At 46.0% G+C, this 17,264-nt stretch carries 2 protein-coding genes; both read right to left on the bottom strand.

Features of this window, described 5'->3' with window-relative positions:
* Positions 1 to 10: 10 nt before the first annotated feature.
* The gene (locus tag WA1_RS15510; RefSeq protein WP_419183617.1) at positions 11 to 15,142 is read right to left on the bottom strand and encodes a non-ribosomal peptide synthetase; all 15,132 of its coding nucleotides are present in this window, start codon (positions 15,140 to 15,142) and stop codon (positions 11 to 13) included.
* A 41-nt stretch (positions 15,143 to 15,183) separates the two neighbouring features.
* Positions 15,184 to 17,264: condensation domain-containing protein (locus WA1_RS58695; protein ID WP_272819147.1), on the bottom strand; the 2,081-nt coding region annotated here is incomplete at its 5' end.

Raw genomic sequence — 17,264 nt, 5'->3', positions numbered from 1 at the left:
TGTGCCAAAGCTAATCTACGGCGTTCGGTGTTTTACGCTTCTTGATGCAAGCGTTCAATCGTTCAGCTAAAACCTGAACGTGGGGTTGAGTCATCATACTGATATGGTTACCAGGGACAAAATGGATATCCACTGGTTCGTTAGAAAACTCGCTCCACCCCCAGGATAAATCCTGTGAAAACTTAGACTCTAACGCAGTTTGCTCCTCTATACTAGACTCGCTGGCACGAAATAGAGTAATTGGAACGGGATTAACCTGTTGTGGTAAATACACAGTGGTATTGTTAGCCTTGTAAGCTTGCAACAAATGCTTCAAATATGTAGTATCGGCATTGGGAGGCACAACCTCAAGCAGATGAAGGTACTCCAGGACATATTTCAGTTGTTCGGGAGTAGCTAGAGAACGCAAAGGCTCAGCATCCATCTCCAAATTTTTTGCGAACGCCATTTGTAAACTTTTGGCAATGTTAATCAGCCACGTAGCATCATCAGATTCTTGTGGTTCTCCGTAGACGATGGGTGCTGTAGTATCAAAAATGGCAACTAAAGTCACCACCTGTCCCTGAAGCAGTAACTGCTTTGCCATTTCCAACACAACTTTACCGCCGAAAGAGTGTCCGCCCAAAAAATAAGGACCTTGGGGCTGTACAGCTTGCATTGCTTGAATGTAGTCACAGGCGATCTCTTCGACTGTGCCAATCTTCGCTAATTCGCCATCCCGACTTTGGGCTTGGAAACTGTAGAACGGTTGGTCAGGCCCAAGACAACGAGCTAAATTATACAAATAGAACGGAAAGCCCCCCGCGCCAGGAACACAGAACAAAGGTGGATTGGAGCCAGTTGGCTGAATGGCGACTAAGGGAGACCAAGGGGAAGTATCGGTATCTTTTTGTACGACAACTGCCAAGTCTTCAATTGTGGGATGTTGGAAGAGCATGGCTAAGGGGATGTCTTTACCAAACTGCTGTTTCATCTGAGTCATTAAGTGGACAGCCAAGAGGGAATGACCCCCAAGGTCAAAAAAGTTATCTTTAACCCCTACATTGTCAACCTGAAGAATTTGAGACCAGATTTGGACGAGTTGGAGTTCTACAGTGTTGCGGGGAGAAACGAATGTGTCGGAACCACTGGAATGAACGGGGGCTTTGAGAGCGCGACGGTCAACTTTGCCGTTGTTGGTCAGAGGTAGGGACTCGAGGATAACGATCGCATTCGGAACCATGTAATCTGGTAGCTTTTGTTTGAGGAAGCTACGTAGAGAGTGAGGAGTGGGGGCGTGGTCGGTGTGGGGTACGATGTAAGCGACGAGGCGAAGATCGCCTGGGGTATCTTCGCGGACAATGACACAATTGGCTTGCACGTGGTGGTGTTGACTCAGTAGCGCCTCGATTTCACCCAATTCGATGCGGAAGCCCCGGATTTTCACCTGATTGTCCATGCGTCCTAGGTATTCTATGTTGCCATCTGGTCGATAACGTACTAAATCCCCTGTTTTGTAAAGGCGTTCAGAACAGGATTGGTCTTCCTTGACTCCCCTGCTCCCCTGCTTCCCTGCTCCCCTGCTTCTTCTAAAGGGGTTGGGAATGAATTTCTGTTGTGTTAAGTCGGGGCGGTTGAGGTAACCTCGTGCCAACCCAGCGCCCCCAATGTGCAGTTCTCCTGGTATACCCACAGGTACTGGTTGTAAGTTTTGGTCTAATACATAAAACTGGGTATTAGCGATCGCACGACCGATAGAAATCAAGTTCTCCTTGGATTCGACTTGATACACTGATGACCAAATAGTAGTCTCTGTAGGTCCATAAAGATTCCATAAGGAAGCGCTCCTAGTACACAATTGATGGGCTAACTCCCAAGGTAAAGCTTCACCCCCGCAAAGTATTTTTAGATGGCTGGATTGGTAGTTGGCTTTTAAAAGTAATCTCCACGTAGCTGGAGTGGCTTGCACGAGCGTTGCTTGAGACTTAACTAGCAGGTCTAATAACTGTCTTCCATCAAAGGTTACCTCACGACGGGCTATAACCAAACGAGCACCTACAGTTATCGGCAAGAAAATTTCTAAAGCGGCAATATCAAAAGCAATAGTAGTGATCCCAAGGAGTATGTCTTGTTTTGTAATTCCCGGTCGCTGCTGCATAGCATATAAGAAATTGCCCACAGAGTTGTGTGAAATTTGCACACCTTTGGGCTGACCGGTTGAACCGCTCGTGTAAATCACATAAGCCAGGTTACTAACTTGCACACCAGAGATGGAATTTTTCTGATTCAACAGAGAAATTAGCTGCCAGTGAGTATCTAAGCAAACAACTTGTGCATTATGCTCGGGTAATTGTTCAACAAGATGCTGTTGGGTCACCAGCACTGAAACTCCAGCATCATAGAGCATAAAGCCCAAACGCTCTTGGGGATAAGCGGGATCGAGTGGTACATAAGCACCACCTGCTTTAAGAATGCCCAACATTCCTACCACCATGGACAGAGAACGTTCCACGCAAATGCCTACAAGCACATCCGGTTTCACTCCGAGCGATTGCAAGTAATGCGCCAATTGGTTGGCACGAGAATTCAACTCATCGTAAGTCAGTTGTTGGTCTTCAAACACGATTGCCACAGCATCTGGGGTGCGTGCTACTTGCTCCTCAAATAACTGATGAATACACTTATCAATGGGGTAGTCTACCCGTGTATCATTCCACTCAACTAATAACTGCTGTTGCTCCGTTGGCGTCAGCAGTGGCAGTTGGTCAATCCGCTCAGTAGGATTTGCCACAATTGCTTCTAGCAGTGTCACAAAATGCCCTATCATCCGCTCAATAGTGCTGCTGTCAAACAAATCAGTGTTGTACTCCCACCCCCCCACAAGTCCTGTGGGCGTATTCTCCATCGATAAAGTCAGATCGAACTTGGTTGTAGCAATTTCTACGGGCAATGAATTCACCGTTAACCCAGTTAACTCGACAACTGATGTGGGTGCATTCTGAAGGACGAACATCACTTGGAACAATGGTGTATGGCTCAAGTCTCTTTCTGGCTGCAATGCTTCCACAAGCATTTCAAACGGTAAATCTTGATATGCATACGCCGACAACGCCATCGACCGAATGCGACTCAGTAATTCATTAAAGCCGGGATTGCCTGAGAGATCGGCACGCAAAACTAATGTGTTGACAAAAAAGCCAATCAATCCTTCGATTTCACTGCGATGGCGATTGGCAATAGGCGACCCCACTAAAATGTCCGCCACACCCGTGTAGCGGTAGAGTAATGTATCAAATGCCGCTAACAAGGTCATAAAGAGAGTACATCCTTGCTCCTGACTCAGGCGTGTCAGTTTTTGAGTCAGTTCCAGCGAAAGTGCAAACTTTTGATATGCTCCCGCAAAGGTTTGCACCGCGCCTCTGGGTCGGTCTGTGGGTAATGGCAAGAATGTTGGTGCATTCTCCAGTTGTTGAAGCCAGTAATTCAATTGGCTTTGTAGTACATCTCCTTGTAACCATTGTCGTTGCCAAATAGCAAAATCTGCGTACTGAATCGGCAGTGGTGCTAACGGTAAGGGTTGATCTTGAACGTAAGCGTTGTACAACGCTGCCAGTTCCTCAACAAACACACCCATTGACCAGCCATCACAGACAATGTGGTGCATGCACACCAATAACACGTGTTCTGTTTGAGACAGCACGACTAATTTTGCTCTCAGTAAGGTGGCATTTGACAAGTCAAAAGGTTCGAGCGCTTGTTGTTGGGCTAATTGCCGTGACGCTATTTCTTGTTCGCTAGGAGATAAATGCTGCAAGTCAACCACTGAGACTGTCCAATTTAAATCTGTGTGAATCAGCTGAGTTGCTTGTCCATCGACTGTGATGAAATTGGTACGTAATGCTTCGTGGCGATGAATAATTTCAATGAAGCTTTTTTCTAAAGCAGGAATACGGAGATTTCCTACTAGGAGAAAAGCTACAGACATATTGTATGAAGAACTCAGAGGCTCCAACCGATCTAAAAACCACAACCTCTGTTGTGCAAATGAAAGTGGGAGTTCTGCGCTCTCTGACCTTGGTAAGATGGGCGTGTTAGTGAGTTCTACCTTTTCTTGCTTTTTCTGTTGAATTGATAGCGCTAATTCGGATACTGTTGGTGTGACAAACAAGCTTCGTAAGGGGAGTTCTACTTTGAAAACGCTGCGGATGCGAGAGATAAGTTGCGTTGCCAGTAGTGAGTGTCCTCCCAGTTCAAAGAAGTTATCATAGATACCGATAAGCTCTATTTTCAGTACTTGTGCCCAAAGTTGTGCCAGCATTTCTTCAACGGGAGTGCGTGGCGCGACATACTTCGGTTGGAGTTTGCTGTGTTTATCTGGTGTGGGTAAAGCACGACGAGCTACTTTCCCATTGGGGGTCAGGGGTAGGGCTTCGAGGAACACAAAAGCATTTGGCACCATGTACTCTGGTAGCTTAGCTTTCAAGAATTGCCGCAGTTGGCTAATTGTAGGTGTTGCCTGTTTTTGCGGTACGGTGTAGGCCACCAGGCATTTATCCCCATTCCTATCTTCGCTTACAGTGACACAATTGGCTTGCACGTGTTCGTGTTGACTCAGTACTGCCTCGATTTCGCCCAATTCGATGCGGAAACCCCGAATTTTCACTTGATTGTCGATGCGTCCGATGTATTCTATGTTGCCATCGCTTAAGAAGCGGGCTAAGTCACCTGTTTTGTAAAGGCGTTCAGAACAGGATTGGTCTTCCTTGAGGACCCTGCTCCCCAGATCCCCTGCTCCCCTGCTTTTTCTAAAGGGGTTGGGAATAAATTTTTCTGCTGTTAATTCCGGGCGGTTGAGGTAGCCCTTTGCCAAAGAAGCGCCACTAATATGCAGTTCTCCCGGTACACCAATTGGTACTGGTTGCAGATGCTTATCTAATATGTAGACTTGTGTGTTGGCAATTGGTCGCCCAATAGGAGGTGAGATCTGTGACTGTTCGCGTGCAACGACCAGCCCAGAAGTGGTAACCACCGTATTCTCGGTTGGCCCATAATTATTCACAACTGAGAACGGTACTGAGGGGGATGGATACTGATGCAGCTTATCCCCGCCTGTGAGCAGGTAACGCAATGCTAAACCTTGGGTTGTCCATTCTAAAGACAATAACTCAATAGCCACTGGTGTGGGCACAAAAGCGATGGTAATCTGGTTGTCGGTCAACCACTGTTGCAGATTCTCAGGCTCGGTGACGAGTTCGGATTTGACTAAGTAGAGGCTTGCACCTGCACTTAGGTAAGGCCAGATTTCCCACACCGCCGCATCAAATCCTGTTCCAGCCAGTTGGGTGGCTCTATCGGACGAAGCAATTTCAAAAGTTCGCTGATGCCAGAACACTAAATTTAACAATCCTTCGTAGGCGATGGGCACTCCTTTAGGTGTTCCTGTGGAACCACTGGTGTAGATGGCATAAGCCAAATCAGTTGCGCTTACAACCGTAGCCGGATTCTCCCGAGAGAACTGAGACACCACGTGCCACTGAGTATCTAAACACACAACTCGTGCCGGAAGCGATGCGAATTTAGCCACCAGATGTTGTTGGGTCAACAGCACGGAAACTTGGGCATCTTCTAACACGAAATTCAGGCGTTCAGTGGGATATTCTGGGTCAAGTGGCACATAAGCACCGCCCGCTTTGAGAATCGCCAACAGTCCCACCACCATGGACAAGGAACGCTCCACACAAATGCCTACAAGTACGTTAGCTCCCACACCAAGCGAATCGCTACGCGACAGCTTCGCTGAACGCAAGTAATGTGCCAACTGATTGGCATGAGAGTTCAACTCACCATAAGTGAGTTGTTGGTCTTCAAACACAACTGCCACGGCATTCGGGTTCCGCGCCACTTGCTCCTCAAACAACTGATGGATACACTTATCAACGGGATAGTCTACTTGTGTATCATTCCACTCCAGTAATAACTGCTGTTGCTCAGATGCTGTCAACAACGGCAATTGCTCAATCGGTTGTTGTGGATTGGCAACAATCGCTTCTAGCAGGGTGACAAAATGACCCAGCATTCGGTTAATCGTCTCTCGGTCAAATCGATTGGTATCATAGCTCACCTTCAGCCACAATTGCTCGCCAAGCCCTGCAACAACCGTTAGGGGATAATTCGTGTGTTCAATTCCCCGAAAATTAGAGAGCGTTAAACCGCCATTGTCTTGTAGAGTACCAGCGTCTACCGGATAATTCTCAAATACGACAATACTGTCAAATAACGATTTACCCCTAGGAATGTCACTTAGACCTTGAATCTCAACCAACGAGCAGTAGGAAAATTGCCCTGAATCTACGTGTTGGGTTTGTAAATCTTTTAACAAATCTAGCAGATCTGTCTGGGGGAAGATTTGCAAACGCACGGGCACTGTATTGATAAATATCCCCACCATCGACTCCACACCCAAGAGTGCGGGGGGACGACCAGACACGGTGGCACCAAAGACGACATCAGTTTCACCACTGTAGCGAGATAGGAGCAATCCCCAACTCACCTGCACCAAATTATTCAGTGTCAACTGATGCTGTTTGACAAAAGACACTGCTTTTTCTGTTGCACTTACCGTTAATTGAATCTGTTGTTCGCTATAGCCAGAATGCTGTTGCGTGTTTGACAGTGGTTTATCCACTCTCAACGGTGTGGGAGCACTAAAACCTAAGAGTTTTTGTCGCCAAAATTCTTTGGCGGCATCTAAATCTTGTTGCTCTAACCAAGCAATATAGTTGCGGTAATTGACAGTTTGTGGTAATGATACACTTCCTCCATCACAAATGGCTTGATAAAACGCAAACAAGTCTTGAAACACCAACGGTAACGACCAGCCATCCAGCAAGATATGATGATGACACCAAACAAATTGATAAATGCTCTCATCCAATTGCAGCAGATGTAAACGCATCAATGGCGCTTGATGGAGTTGGAAACCCTGTTTTTGCTCATCCAACAGAAAAGTCTCTAGTTGTGCTTGCTGCTCAGTTTTCGTTAGCCCTCGCCAGTCTAGAGTATTAACATTCACATCCAGTTGTCGATACACAACTTGCACGGGAGTACTTAAAGACTCCCACTCAAAAGCCGTGCGGAAGATAGAATGCCGTGCTACTAGCATCTGCCAAGCTTGCTCAAAAGCTCGGACGTTGAGGTTTCCTGCAAAGGTGCAAGTTATCTGCTCAAAATAGACACCTGTGTCTGGAGCGTACAAACTTTCAAACAGCATTCCCGCTTGCATTGGTGATAACGGATAAATATCCTCCAGATTCTGTTGATTGACTCTACCAGATTCCGTTTTGAATGCAAGTTTTGCCAACACAAGATCCAGTTCTGACTGGTTGAGTTGGATCAGTGGGAAATCTGTGGGTGTGTAACCGACATTGTCCGGTTCTAAACAATGAGCAATGAGATTTTGCAACTCACAGACAAATTCTGAGGCTAGATGTTCGATGGTTGCGTGCTCGTGGAGATTGCGGCTGTATGTCCAATGTATTTGTAGCTGTTGGTCTGCAATGATGGCGTTAATGTCTAAAGAAGTTGAGCGCTGACCTTGTAAGCTTTGGAATTGTCCGCTTGATTCAGTTGCAGGCGATATCAGAGACTCGGTATTGAGAACTTGAGTAAATTGACCGAGATAATTGAAACTAATCTGAGCCTTTGACACTGTGGCAAGTTGAGCACTTTGAACGATTTCTTGATTGAGATAGCGCAATAAACCGTAGCCAATACCTTTGTTTGGAATCGCCCGTAATTGTTCTTTGACTGATTTTAAAACCTGGCCCAGATTCTCTGGATCTGAAAGTTTTAACACCACTGGGAATATCGTCGTAAACCAACCGACGGTGCGTGATAAATCCACACCTTCAATAATATCTTCTCGCCCATGTCCTTCTAAGTTGAGCAACACTGACTTTGAGTGAGTCCATCGACTCACAACCAACAATAATGCCGTTAACAAGACATCGTTAATTTGAGTTTTATACGCTTTCGGCACATCTTGCAGCAGCGATCGCGTTTGAGCGACATTTAATGACACCGATATGGTACTAGCAGATGCCACTGTGTTCATGCCATCAGCATGGTCTACTGGGAGGGGAGGGGAGGCGCTATTGGATACACTCAACCAATAATCCAGTTCTGATGTGAGGCGATGAGATTGGGCGTATTCTCTGAGGTGTTGCGCCCAATCTTTGAAAGAAGTGGTTTTGGCTGGAAGTTGAATGGCTTTGCCTTCACACAGTTGACGGTATCCGGTGACCAAATCTTCTAACAAAATCCGCCAGGACACCCCGTCTACCACTAAGTGATGAATGATGATGAGTAATCTCGCTCCTTTGTCAACCCCCAGACGGAATAATGCCACTTGCACCAAATTTTCTGATAAATTCAAACTCGCTTGTAACGAATTGGCGGTGCTTTCCATCGCTTTTTGTTGCTCGCTGTCTGACAATGTTGAGAAGTCAAAACAGGACACGACATTGCGATCGCAATTCTCGGCGTGAATCGCCAACCAATTCGATTCTGTTTGTGTAAATTGCAAGCGCAGAGCATCGTGATGTTTGAGTAATTCCTTCCACACTACCTCTAAGAACTCGATCTTAATATCAGTGGGAACTGTGAGCAAAAATGATTGATTAAAATGATGCATCTGTGGCAATTGCTGCTCAAAAAACCATTGTTGAATGGGTGTTAAAGGTGATACTCCTGTGACTAATTCTTGTTCTATGAACAGTGCTTTTGTTGTGAGAGCGACTGTCGCTAATTCAGCAATCGTTTGATTGGCAAACAGTTGTTTGAGGCTGAGTTCTATTCCAGCCAGTTTTGCTTTGGCAATAATTTGAATGCTGAGGATGGAATCTCCTCCGAGTTCAAAGAAGTTATCGTGAATCCCCACTGGCTCGACTCTCAGTACTTGCGCCCAAATGGATGCGAGTTTTTCTTCAATTGGGGTGCGGGGTGCGACGAAAGTGTTTTCTATTCCCGTGCGTGATTCTGGGACTGGTAGGGCGCGACGGTCTACTTTACCATTGTTTGTCAGGGGTAAGAACTCCAAGATAACAAACGCACTTGGTACCATGTACTCTGGTAGCTTAGCTTTCAAGAATTGCCGCAATTCGCTACTTGTTGGTATTACCTGTTTTTGCGGTACGATGTAGGCAACCAGGCGTTTATCTCCAGGAGTATCAACGCGTGCGATGACACAAGACGAGCGCACGTGCTCGTTCTGACTCAAAACTGCCTCAATTTCCCCCAACTCAATACGGAAGCCTCGAATTTTTACTTGATTGTCAATGCGTCCTAGGTATTCTATATTACCATCGCTTAAGTAACGTGCTAGGTCTCCCGTCTTGTATAATTTGGGATTTGGGATTTGGGATTTTGGATTGTTAAATGGGTTGGTGATGAATTTCTCTGCTGTCAATTCTGAGCGGTTGAGGTAGCCTGTTGCCAATCCCGCACCGCCAATATGCAGTTCTCCCGGTACACCCACAGGTACTGGTTGGAGGTATTCGTCTAAAATGTAGATTTGTGTGTTGGCAATCGGTCGCCCAATAGGAATGGTTGTGGCGTCTTTGGGGACATCTTGCACCCAGTACCAGGAACTAAACGTTGTATTCTCTGTCGGTCCGTAAACGTGCAGCAGTCGTTGCGGTGCGCCATTTTTCAGCACTTGTTGCACCCATTTTGGCTCGACAGCCTCGCCGCCAAACAAAAGATAGCGCAGTGGATTGAAAGCGTTGGGTACTGCTTGGGCAATTTGATTGAACAAAGCAGTTGTCAAGAATAACACCGTTATCCCTTGCTCGCGAATACTGGCGGCAAAATTTATTGGTGAGAGCGCCAACTCTTTGCTCACCCCAAACAGTCGCGCCCCATGAAGTAGCGCTCCCCAAATTTCAAAAGTAGCAGCATCGAAGGCGTAATTTGAGGCTTGTGCGATCGCGTCAGACGCTTCGATGTGAATGTAATTTGTGTTCATCACCAAACGAGTTACCCCTTGGTGAGTGACGCTGACACCTTTGGGTTGTCCTGTGGAACCGCTCGTGTAGATGACATAAGCCAGAGCATCAGCACTGGCTTGTGGTGTTGGGTTTTCCTCGCTTTGGCAGGCAAGTTCTGGGGAAGCGGTATTGTAACAAATGACACGCGCTTGCTGTTGGGGGAGAGCGGTGGCGAATGTGTCTGCGGTCAACAGCACGGAAACTTGAGCGGATTCGACGATCGCTACCAAACGCTGAGTGGGATATTCTGGGTCTAGTGGCACATAGACACCACCAGCTTTGAGAATACCCAACAACCCCACCACCATGGACACAGAGCGCTCCATACAAATGCCCACCAGCACACCTGCTCTCACTCCACTAGACCGCAAGTAGTGCGCCAACTGATTGGCACGACAGTTCAACTCGTTGTAAGTCAGTTGTTGATTTTCATACACTACTGCGACTGCATTGGGTGTACGCACTACTTGCTCCTCAAATAATTGATGGATACACTTATCTTGGGGATAGTCTTGCAGTGTATCATTCCACTCCACCAATAATTGCTGTTGTTCAGATTCTGTTAACAATGGCAATTGCGAAATCCGCTCGCCGGGATTTGTCACAATAGCTTCTAGCAGTGTCATAAAATGCTTTGCTATCCGCTCAATGGTGAGGCGATCGAACAAGTCCGTGTTGTACTCCCATGCTCCCACGAGTCCTGTGGGCGTATTCTCCATGGATAAGGTAAGGTCAAACTTTGCTGTGGTGGTTTCTATGGGCAATGAACTCACCGTTAACCCAGTTAACTCGACAACTGATGTGGGCGCATTTTGAAGAACGAACATCACCTGGAACAATGGTGTATGGCTCAGGTCTCTTTCTGGCTGTAATGCTTCCACAAGCATTTCAAACGGTAAATCTTGGTGTGCATACGCCGATAATGCCATCGACCGAATCCGTAAGAGTAACTCGTTAAAGCTGGGATTGCCTGAGAGATCTGTACGGAAAACTAATGTGTTAACAAAAAAGCCAATTAAAGATTCGATTTCACTGCGATGGCGGTTGGCGATGGGCGACCCTACCAAAATGTCTGCTTGTCCCGTGTAGCGGTAGAGTAATGTATTAAATGCCGCTAACAAGGTCATAAAGAGAGTACATCCTTGTTCCTGGCTCAGAAGTGTCAGTTTTTGAGTCAGTTCCACCGAAAGTGCAAACTCAAGATATGCCCCATTGAAGGTTTGCACCGCACCTCTGGGTCTGTCTGTGGGTAATGGCAGGAATGTCGGTGCATCAGTCAGTTGTTGAAGCCAGTAATTCAATTGGCTTTGTAGTACATCTCCTTGCAACCATTGTCGTTGCCAAATGGCAAAATCCGCGTACTGAATTGGCAGTGGCAACAAGGGTGAAGGCTTACCTTCACAATAAGCGTTGTACAGTGTTGTGAATTCCGCCACAAACACACCTATTGACCAGCCATCCGAGACAACGTGGTGCATACACACCAATAACACGTGTTCTGTTTGAGACAGCACAACTAATGTTGCTCTGATTAAAGCTTCAGTTGTTAAGTCAAAAGGTTCAATTGCGTGAAGTCGCGCTAGTTGCTTAGCAGCTATTTCTTGTTCGCTCGAAGGTAAGTGCTTCAAGTCAACAACTGATACTTTCCAATTTGGGTTTGTATGAATTAACTGAGTTGCTTTGCCATCGACTGTGATGAAATTGGTACGTAATGCTTCATGGCGATGAATAATTTCAACTAAGCTTTTTTCTAAAGCAGCAACACACAGAGTTCCTTGCAAGCGCAAAGCTGCTGGAATATTGTATGAGGCACTTAGAGGTTCTAACCGATCCAAAAACCACAACCGCTGTTGTGCAAATGACAGTGGTAATTCTGCATTTTCTGCTCTTGGTAAGATGGGCGAGTCAGCAAGTTCTACGTCCTGTTGCTGTAACTGCTGTATCTCTTGCGCCAATTCGGCTAATGTTGGTCTGGCAAATATGCTCCGCAAGGGCAGTTCTACTTGGAAAATCTTGCGGATGCGCGAAACCAGTTGCGTTGCCAGTAAGGAGTGTCCTCCCATCTCAAAGAAGTTATCATTTCTGCCGACAAGCTCTACTTTCAGTACTTGTGCCCAATGAAGTGCCAGCATTTCTTCTATCGGGGTGCGAGGTGCAACAAATTTGTCGGATAGTTCGCGACTTGGCTCTGGTGCTTTTAAGGCGCGACGGTCTACTTTACCATTGGGAGTGAGCGGAAGGGACTCCAAAATGACTATTGCACTTGGTACCATGTATTCTGGTAACTTTTTGGTGAGAAAGCTACGCAAAACGCTGACTGTGGGTATCTGCTGTGGGTGCGGTACAATATATGCGACTAAGCGCTTGTCTCCTGGTGTGTCAACGCGTGCGATCGCACAACAGACTTGCACGTGCTCGTGTTGGCTCAGGACTGCCTCGATTTCACCCAACTCAATGCGGAAGCCCCGAATTTTTACCTGATTGTCAATTCGCCCTAGGTATTCTATATTACCATCTGGTAAATAACGTGCTAAGTCACCTGTTTTGTAAAGGCGTTCAGAACAGGATTGGTCTTCCTTGAGGACCCTGCACCCCTGCGCCCCTACGCCCCTGCTTTTTCTAAAGGGGTTGGGGATGAATTTCTCTTGTGTCAATTCGGGACGGTTGAGATAGCCTCTTGCCAATCCCTCACCGCCAATGTGCAATTCTCCTGGCACTCCTATAGGTACTGGTTGCAGGGACTTGTCTAAAATGTAAAGCAGCGTGTTGGCGATCGGTCTCCCAATGGGAATCGTTGTTGCGTCTTTGGGCACATCCTGCACTAAGTACCAGGACGTAAATGTTGTATTCTCTGTTGGTCCATATACGTGCAGCAGTCGTTGCGGTCTACCGTGTTTCAGCACCTCTTGCACCCATTTCGGATCGACAGCCTCTCCTCCGAACAGAAGATACCGCAGTGAATTGAACGCCGAAGGTGCGACTTGGGCAATTTGATTGAACAAAGCTGTTGTCAAGAATAACACGCTGATGCCTTGCTCTCGAATTAAGGCGGCGAAATATGAAGGCGACAGCGCCACCTCTTTGCTCACACCTATGAGCCGCGCTCCGTGAAGTAACGCTCCCCAAATCTCAAAAGTCGCCGCGTCAAAGGCGTAATTTGAGGCTTGTGCGATCACATCGAGTGGTTCGATGTGAATGTAATTTGTGTTCATCACCAAACGATTCACCCCTTGGTGAGTCACGCTTACTCCTTTGGGTTTTCCCGTAGAACCTGAAGTGTAGATGACATAAGCCAGACCATCGGCTCTGACTTCCGGTGTAAGGTTCTCCTGGCTTTGGAGTGTGAGTTCTGCGAAATCGCGTTCGTAGCAAATGACACGTCCTCGATAAGGGATACGAGTGGCTAATTTCTCTGTCGTCAACAGCACTGATATCTGAGCATCTTCTGCCATCGCAGCTAAACGCTCGCTGGGATACTCTGGATCGAGTGGTACATAAGCCCCCCCCGCCTTGAGAATACCCAACAGTCCTACTACCATTAAGAGCGTTAGCGAAGCTCCTCCTACGGAGGCTCGCTCCACACAAATACCCACCAGCACGTTCGCTCCCACTCCCAAAGATTGCAAGTAGTGTGCTAACTGGTTTGCACGACAGTTCAATTCACCATATGTCAGTCGTTGATTTTCATACACCACCGCGACTGCATCCGGGGTACGCGCCACCTGCTCCTCAAATAACTGATGAATGCACTTATCGTGGGGATAGTCTACAGATGTCTCATTCCACTCCACTAATAACTGGTGTTGCTCGGATGCTGTTAGCAATGGCAATTGAGAAATTCTTTGCTGTGGATTTGCTACAATTGCCTCAAGGAGTGTCACAAAATGACCCAGCATCCGCTCAATCGTCTCTAGCTCAAATCGAGTTGTATCGTAGCTCACCTTGAGCAACAATTGCTCATCAAGGACAGCTATAATTGTCAGGGGATAATTCGTGTGTTCAATTCCTGGAAAATTCTCAACCGTCAAACCGCTACTGTCTTGTAGAGCATCAGTATCCACCGGATAATTCTCAAACACGACAATGCTCTCAAATAAAGACGTGCCTCTGGGAACATCACTCAAACCCTGAATTTCTACCAACGAGCAATAGGAAAATTGTGTTGATTCTACCTGTTGTGCTTGTAAATCTTTTAACAAATCTAGCAAACTCGTTTCTGGGGAAATTTGCAAGCGGACTGGTACCGTATTGATAAATAACCCCACCATCGATTCGACACCAAGCAATCCGGGGGGACGACCGGACACCGTCGCACCAAACACCACATCGGTTTCTTGGCTGTAACGAGATAACAGCAATCCCCAAGTTGCCTGCACCAAATTATTCATTGTCAATTGATGCTGCTTGACAAAATCTACCGCTTGTGAAGTTGTACTTGGAGTTAAGTGTATTTGTCGATCGCCATAACGAGAATGCTCTCTGTTTGATAATGGTTTATCGACAGTGAGTGGCGTGGGAGCGCTAAAACCTTGGAGTTTTTGTCGCCAAAATTCTTTAGCTGAATTGAGGTCTTGTTGTTGTAACCAAGCAATGTAGTTACGATAGCTTCTTGTTGGCTGTAACGCTACATTTACACCATCAGCGATGGCTTGATAATACTCAAATAAATCTTGAAACACCAACGGTAACGACCAGCCATCAAGTAAAATATGATGAAAACACCAAACAAACTGATAAGTTAATTCATCCAAATGCAGCAAGTGTAAGCGCATCAATGGTGCTTGAGAAAGTTGCAAGCCCTGCTGTTGTTCAGAAGAAAGAAAAGTCTCTAATTGCGCTTGCTGCTCCACTTTTGTTAACTTGCGCCAGTCAATGGTGTTAACAGTGACTTGAACCTGTCGATACACGACTTGAATTGGCTTGTTCAAAGACTCCCAAATAAAAGCCGTGCGGAAAACAGAATGACGTGCTACCACCATTTGCCAAGCTCGTTCAAAGGCTTTAACATTCAGGTTTCCTGTGAACTTACAAATTATCTGCTCAAAATAGACTCCGGAATTAGGAGTATACAAACTTTCAAACAGCATCCCCTCTTGCATCGGCGATAGGGGATACATATCCTCAATATTTTGTCGATTATTTTTACTAAGTTCTAGTTTCATAAATTTCCTAAGATCCGATCCAATTCTGACTGATTAAATTCGAGCAATGGGAAATCTGTTGGTGTAAAACCAGTATTTTCTGGCTCTAAACAATGAGCAATAATATCTTGCAACTTGCAGACAAATTCTTGAGCAATAGACTCAATTGTTGCTTGCTCGTGGATATTGCTGCTGTATGTCCAATGTATTTGTAGCTGTTCGTCTGTAATAATGGCGTTAATGTCTAGCAGATTTGCACGCTGACCTTGTAAACTTTGACTTTGTCCGCTCGACTCGCTTGCTGGCGATGTCAAAGACTCTGTATTCACAACTTGCGTAAATTGACCCAGATAATTGAAGCTAATCTCTGGAGTAGGAATTGTGGCAAGTTGGGAGTGAATTTCGGCGTCTTGATTCAAATAACGCAATAAGCCGTAGCCTATGCCTTTATTGGGAATGGCTCGTAATTGTTCCTTGACCGATTTTAATGCCCGCTCGAGATTGTTTAATTCTATTGCTGAGAGTTTTAAAACCACTGGGAACATCGTTGTAAACCAACCTACGGTGCGTGATAAATCAACACCATCAAGAATTTCTTCTCGCCCATGTCCTTCTAAATTGAATAACACCGATTTTGAGTCAGTCCATCTGTTTAAAACTAAAACTAAAGCTGTTAACAACACATCGTTAATTTGAGTGTTATAAGCTTTTGGGACTTCTTGCAACAGGGACTGAGTTTCAGCAGAGTTTAATGACACCGATATTATATGAGCTGATGCAACTGTGTTTTCTCCATTTGCACGGTCTACTGGGATGGAAGCGACTTCGGAAGAGGATGCACTTAACCAATAATTCAGTTCTGATGTGAGGCGATCGCTCACAGCGTATTCTCTCAGTTGTTGCGCCCAATCTTTGAAGGCGGTAGTTTTGTTTGGCAGTTGAATGCTTTGACCTGCAATCAGTTGCGCGTATCCTGTTTGCAAATCTTCTAATAAAATCCGCCAGGATACACCATCTACTACTAAGTGATGAATTACAATCAGTAATCGTGCTTGTTGGTTAATTCCTAGTTGGAATAGTGCCACTTGCACCAGATTTTCTGATAAATCCAAACTCGCTTGTAAGGCATTAGCGGTATTTTCAATAGCAGTTGTTTGCTCGCTGTGTGTTAATGTCCTTAAGTCAAAACTGGATACGATCTGGCGATCGCTCGGTTCTGCATGAATGGCTTGCCAATTCGACTGTGTCTGTGTAAATCGCAAGCGCAGAGCATCATGATGTTTGAGTAATTCTTTCCAAACTTGCTCTAAAAACTCGATATTAATATTGGATGGAACTGTGAATAAAAATGATTGATTAAAGTGGTGCGGTTGTGGGAATTGCTGTTCAAAAAACCACTGTTGAATGGGTGTTAATGGCAATGTTCCTGTAACTAGTCTTTGTTCGATGGAAAGTGATGTTGTTGTATCTACAACAGTCGCTAATTCCGCTATGGTTGGATTGGCAAACAGTTGTTTGAGAGTCAGTTCTATTCCCGCTTGTTTTGCTTTGGCGATGATTTGAATGCTGATAATAGAATCTCCTCCCAAGCTAAAGAAATTATCGTGTATACCTACATCGACTCTCAGCACTTGCGACCAAATTTGTGCTAATTTGGCTTCCACTGGAGTGCGGGGTGCTATGAAAGAGACTTCTATTCCTGCACGTGATTCTGGGACTGGTAGGGCGCGACGGTCTACTTTGCCGTTAGGAGTCAGGGGTAGGGACTCCAAGAACATAATCGCACTGGGTACCATGTACTCTGGTAGCTTGGTTTTCAGGAATTGCCGCAGTTTGCTACTTGTTGGTGTTGCTTGTGGGTGCGGTACGACGTAGGCGACCAGGCGTTTATCCCCAGGACTATCAACGCGTGCGAGCGCACAACAGGCTTGCACGTGCTCGTGTTGGCTCAGCACCGCTTCAATTTCTCCCAACTCAATGCGGAATCCCCGGATTTTCACTTGATTGTCGATGCGTCCCAGGTATTCTATACTACCATCTGGCAAGTAACGTGCCAAATCTCCGGTTTTGAAAATAGGGGATAGGGGGTAGGGGGTAG

The organism is Scytonema hofmannii PCC 7110 (assembly GCF_000346485.2).
Lineage (GTDB): Bacteria > Cyanobacteriota > Cyanobacteriia > Cyanobacteriales > Nostocaceae > Scytonema > Scytonema hofmannii.
This window is presented reverse-complemented; position numbering and strand designations above follow the sequence as displayed.

Bases quoted from the DNA above. Each gene is read 5' to 3' on its own strand.
- WA1_RS15510 (WP_419183617.1), bottom strand. From the start codon at position 15,142: ATGTATCCCCTATCGCCGATGCAAGAGGGGATGCTGTTTGAAAGTTTG.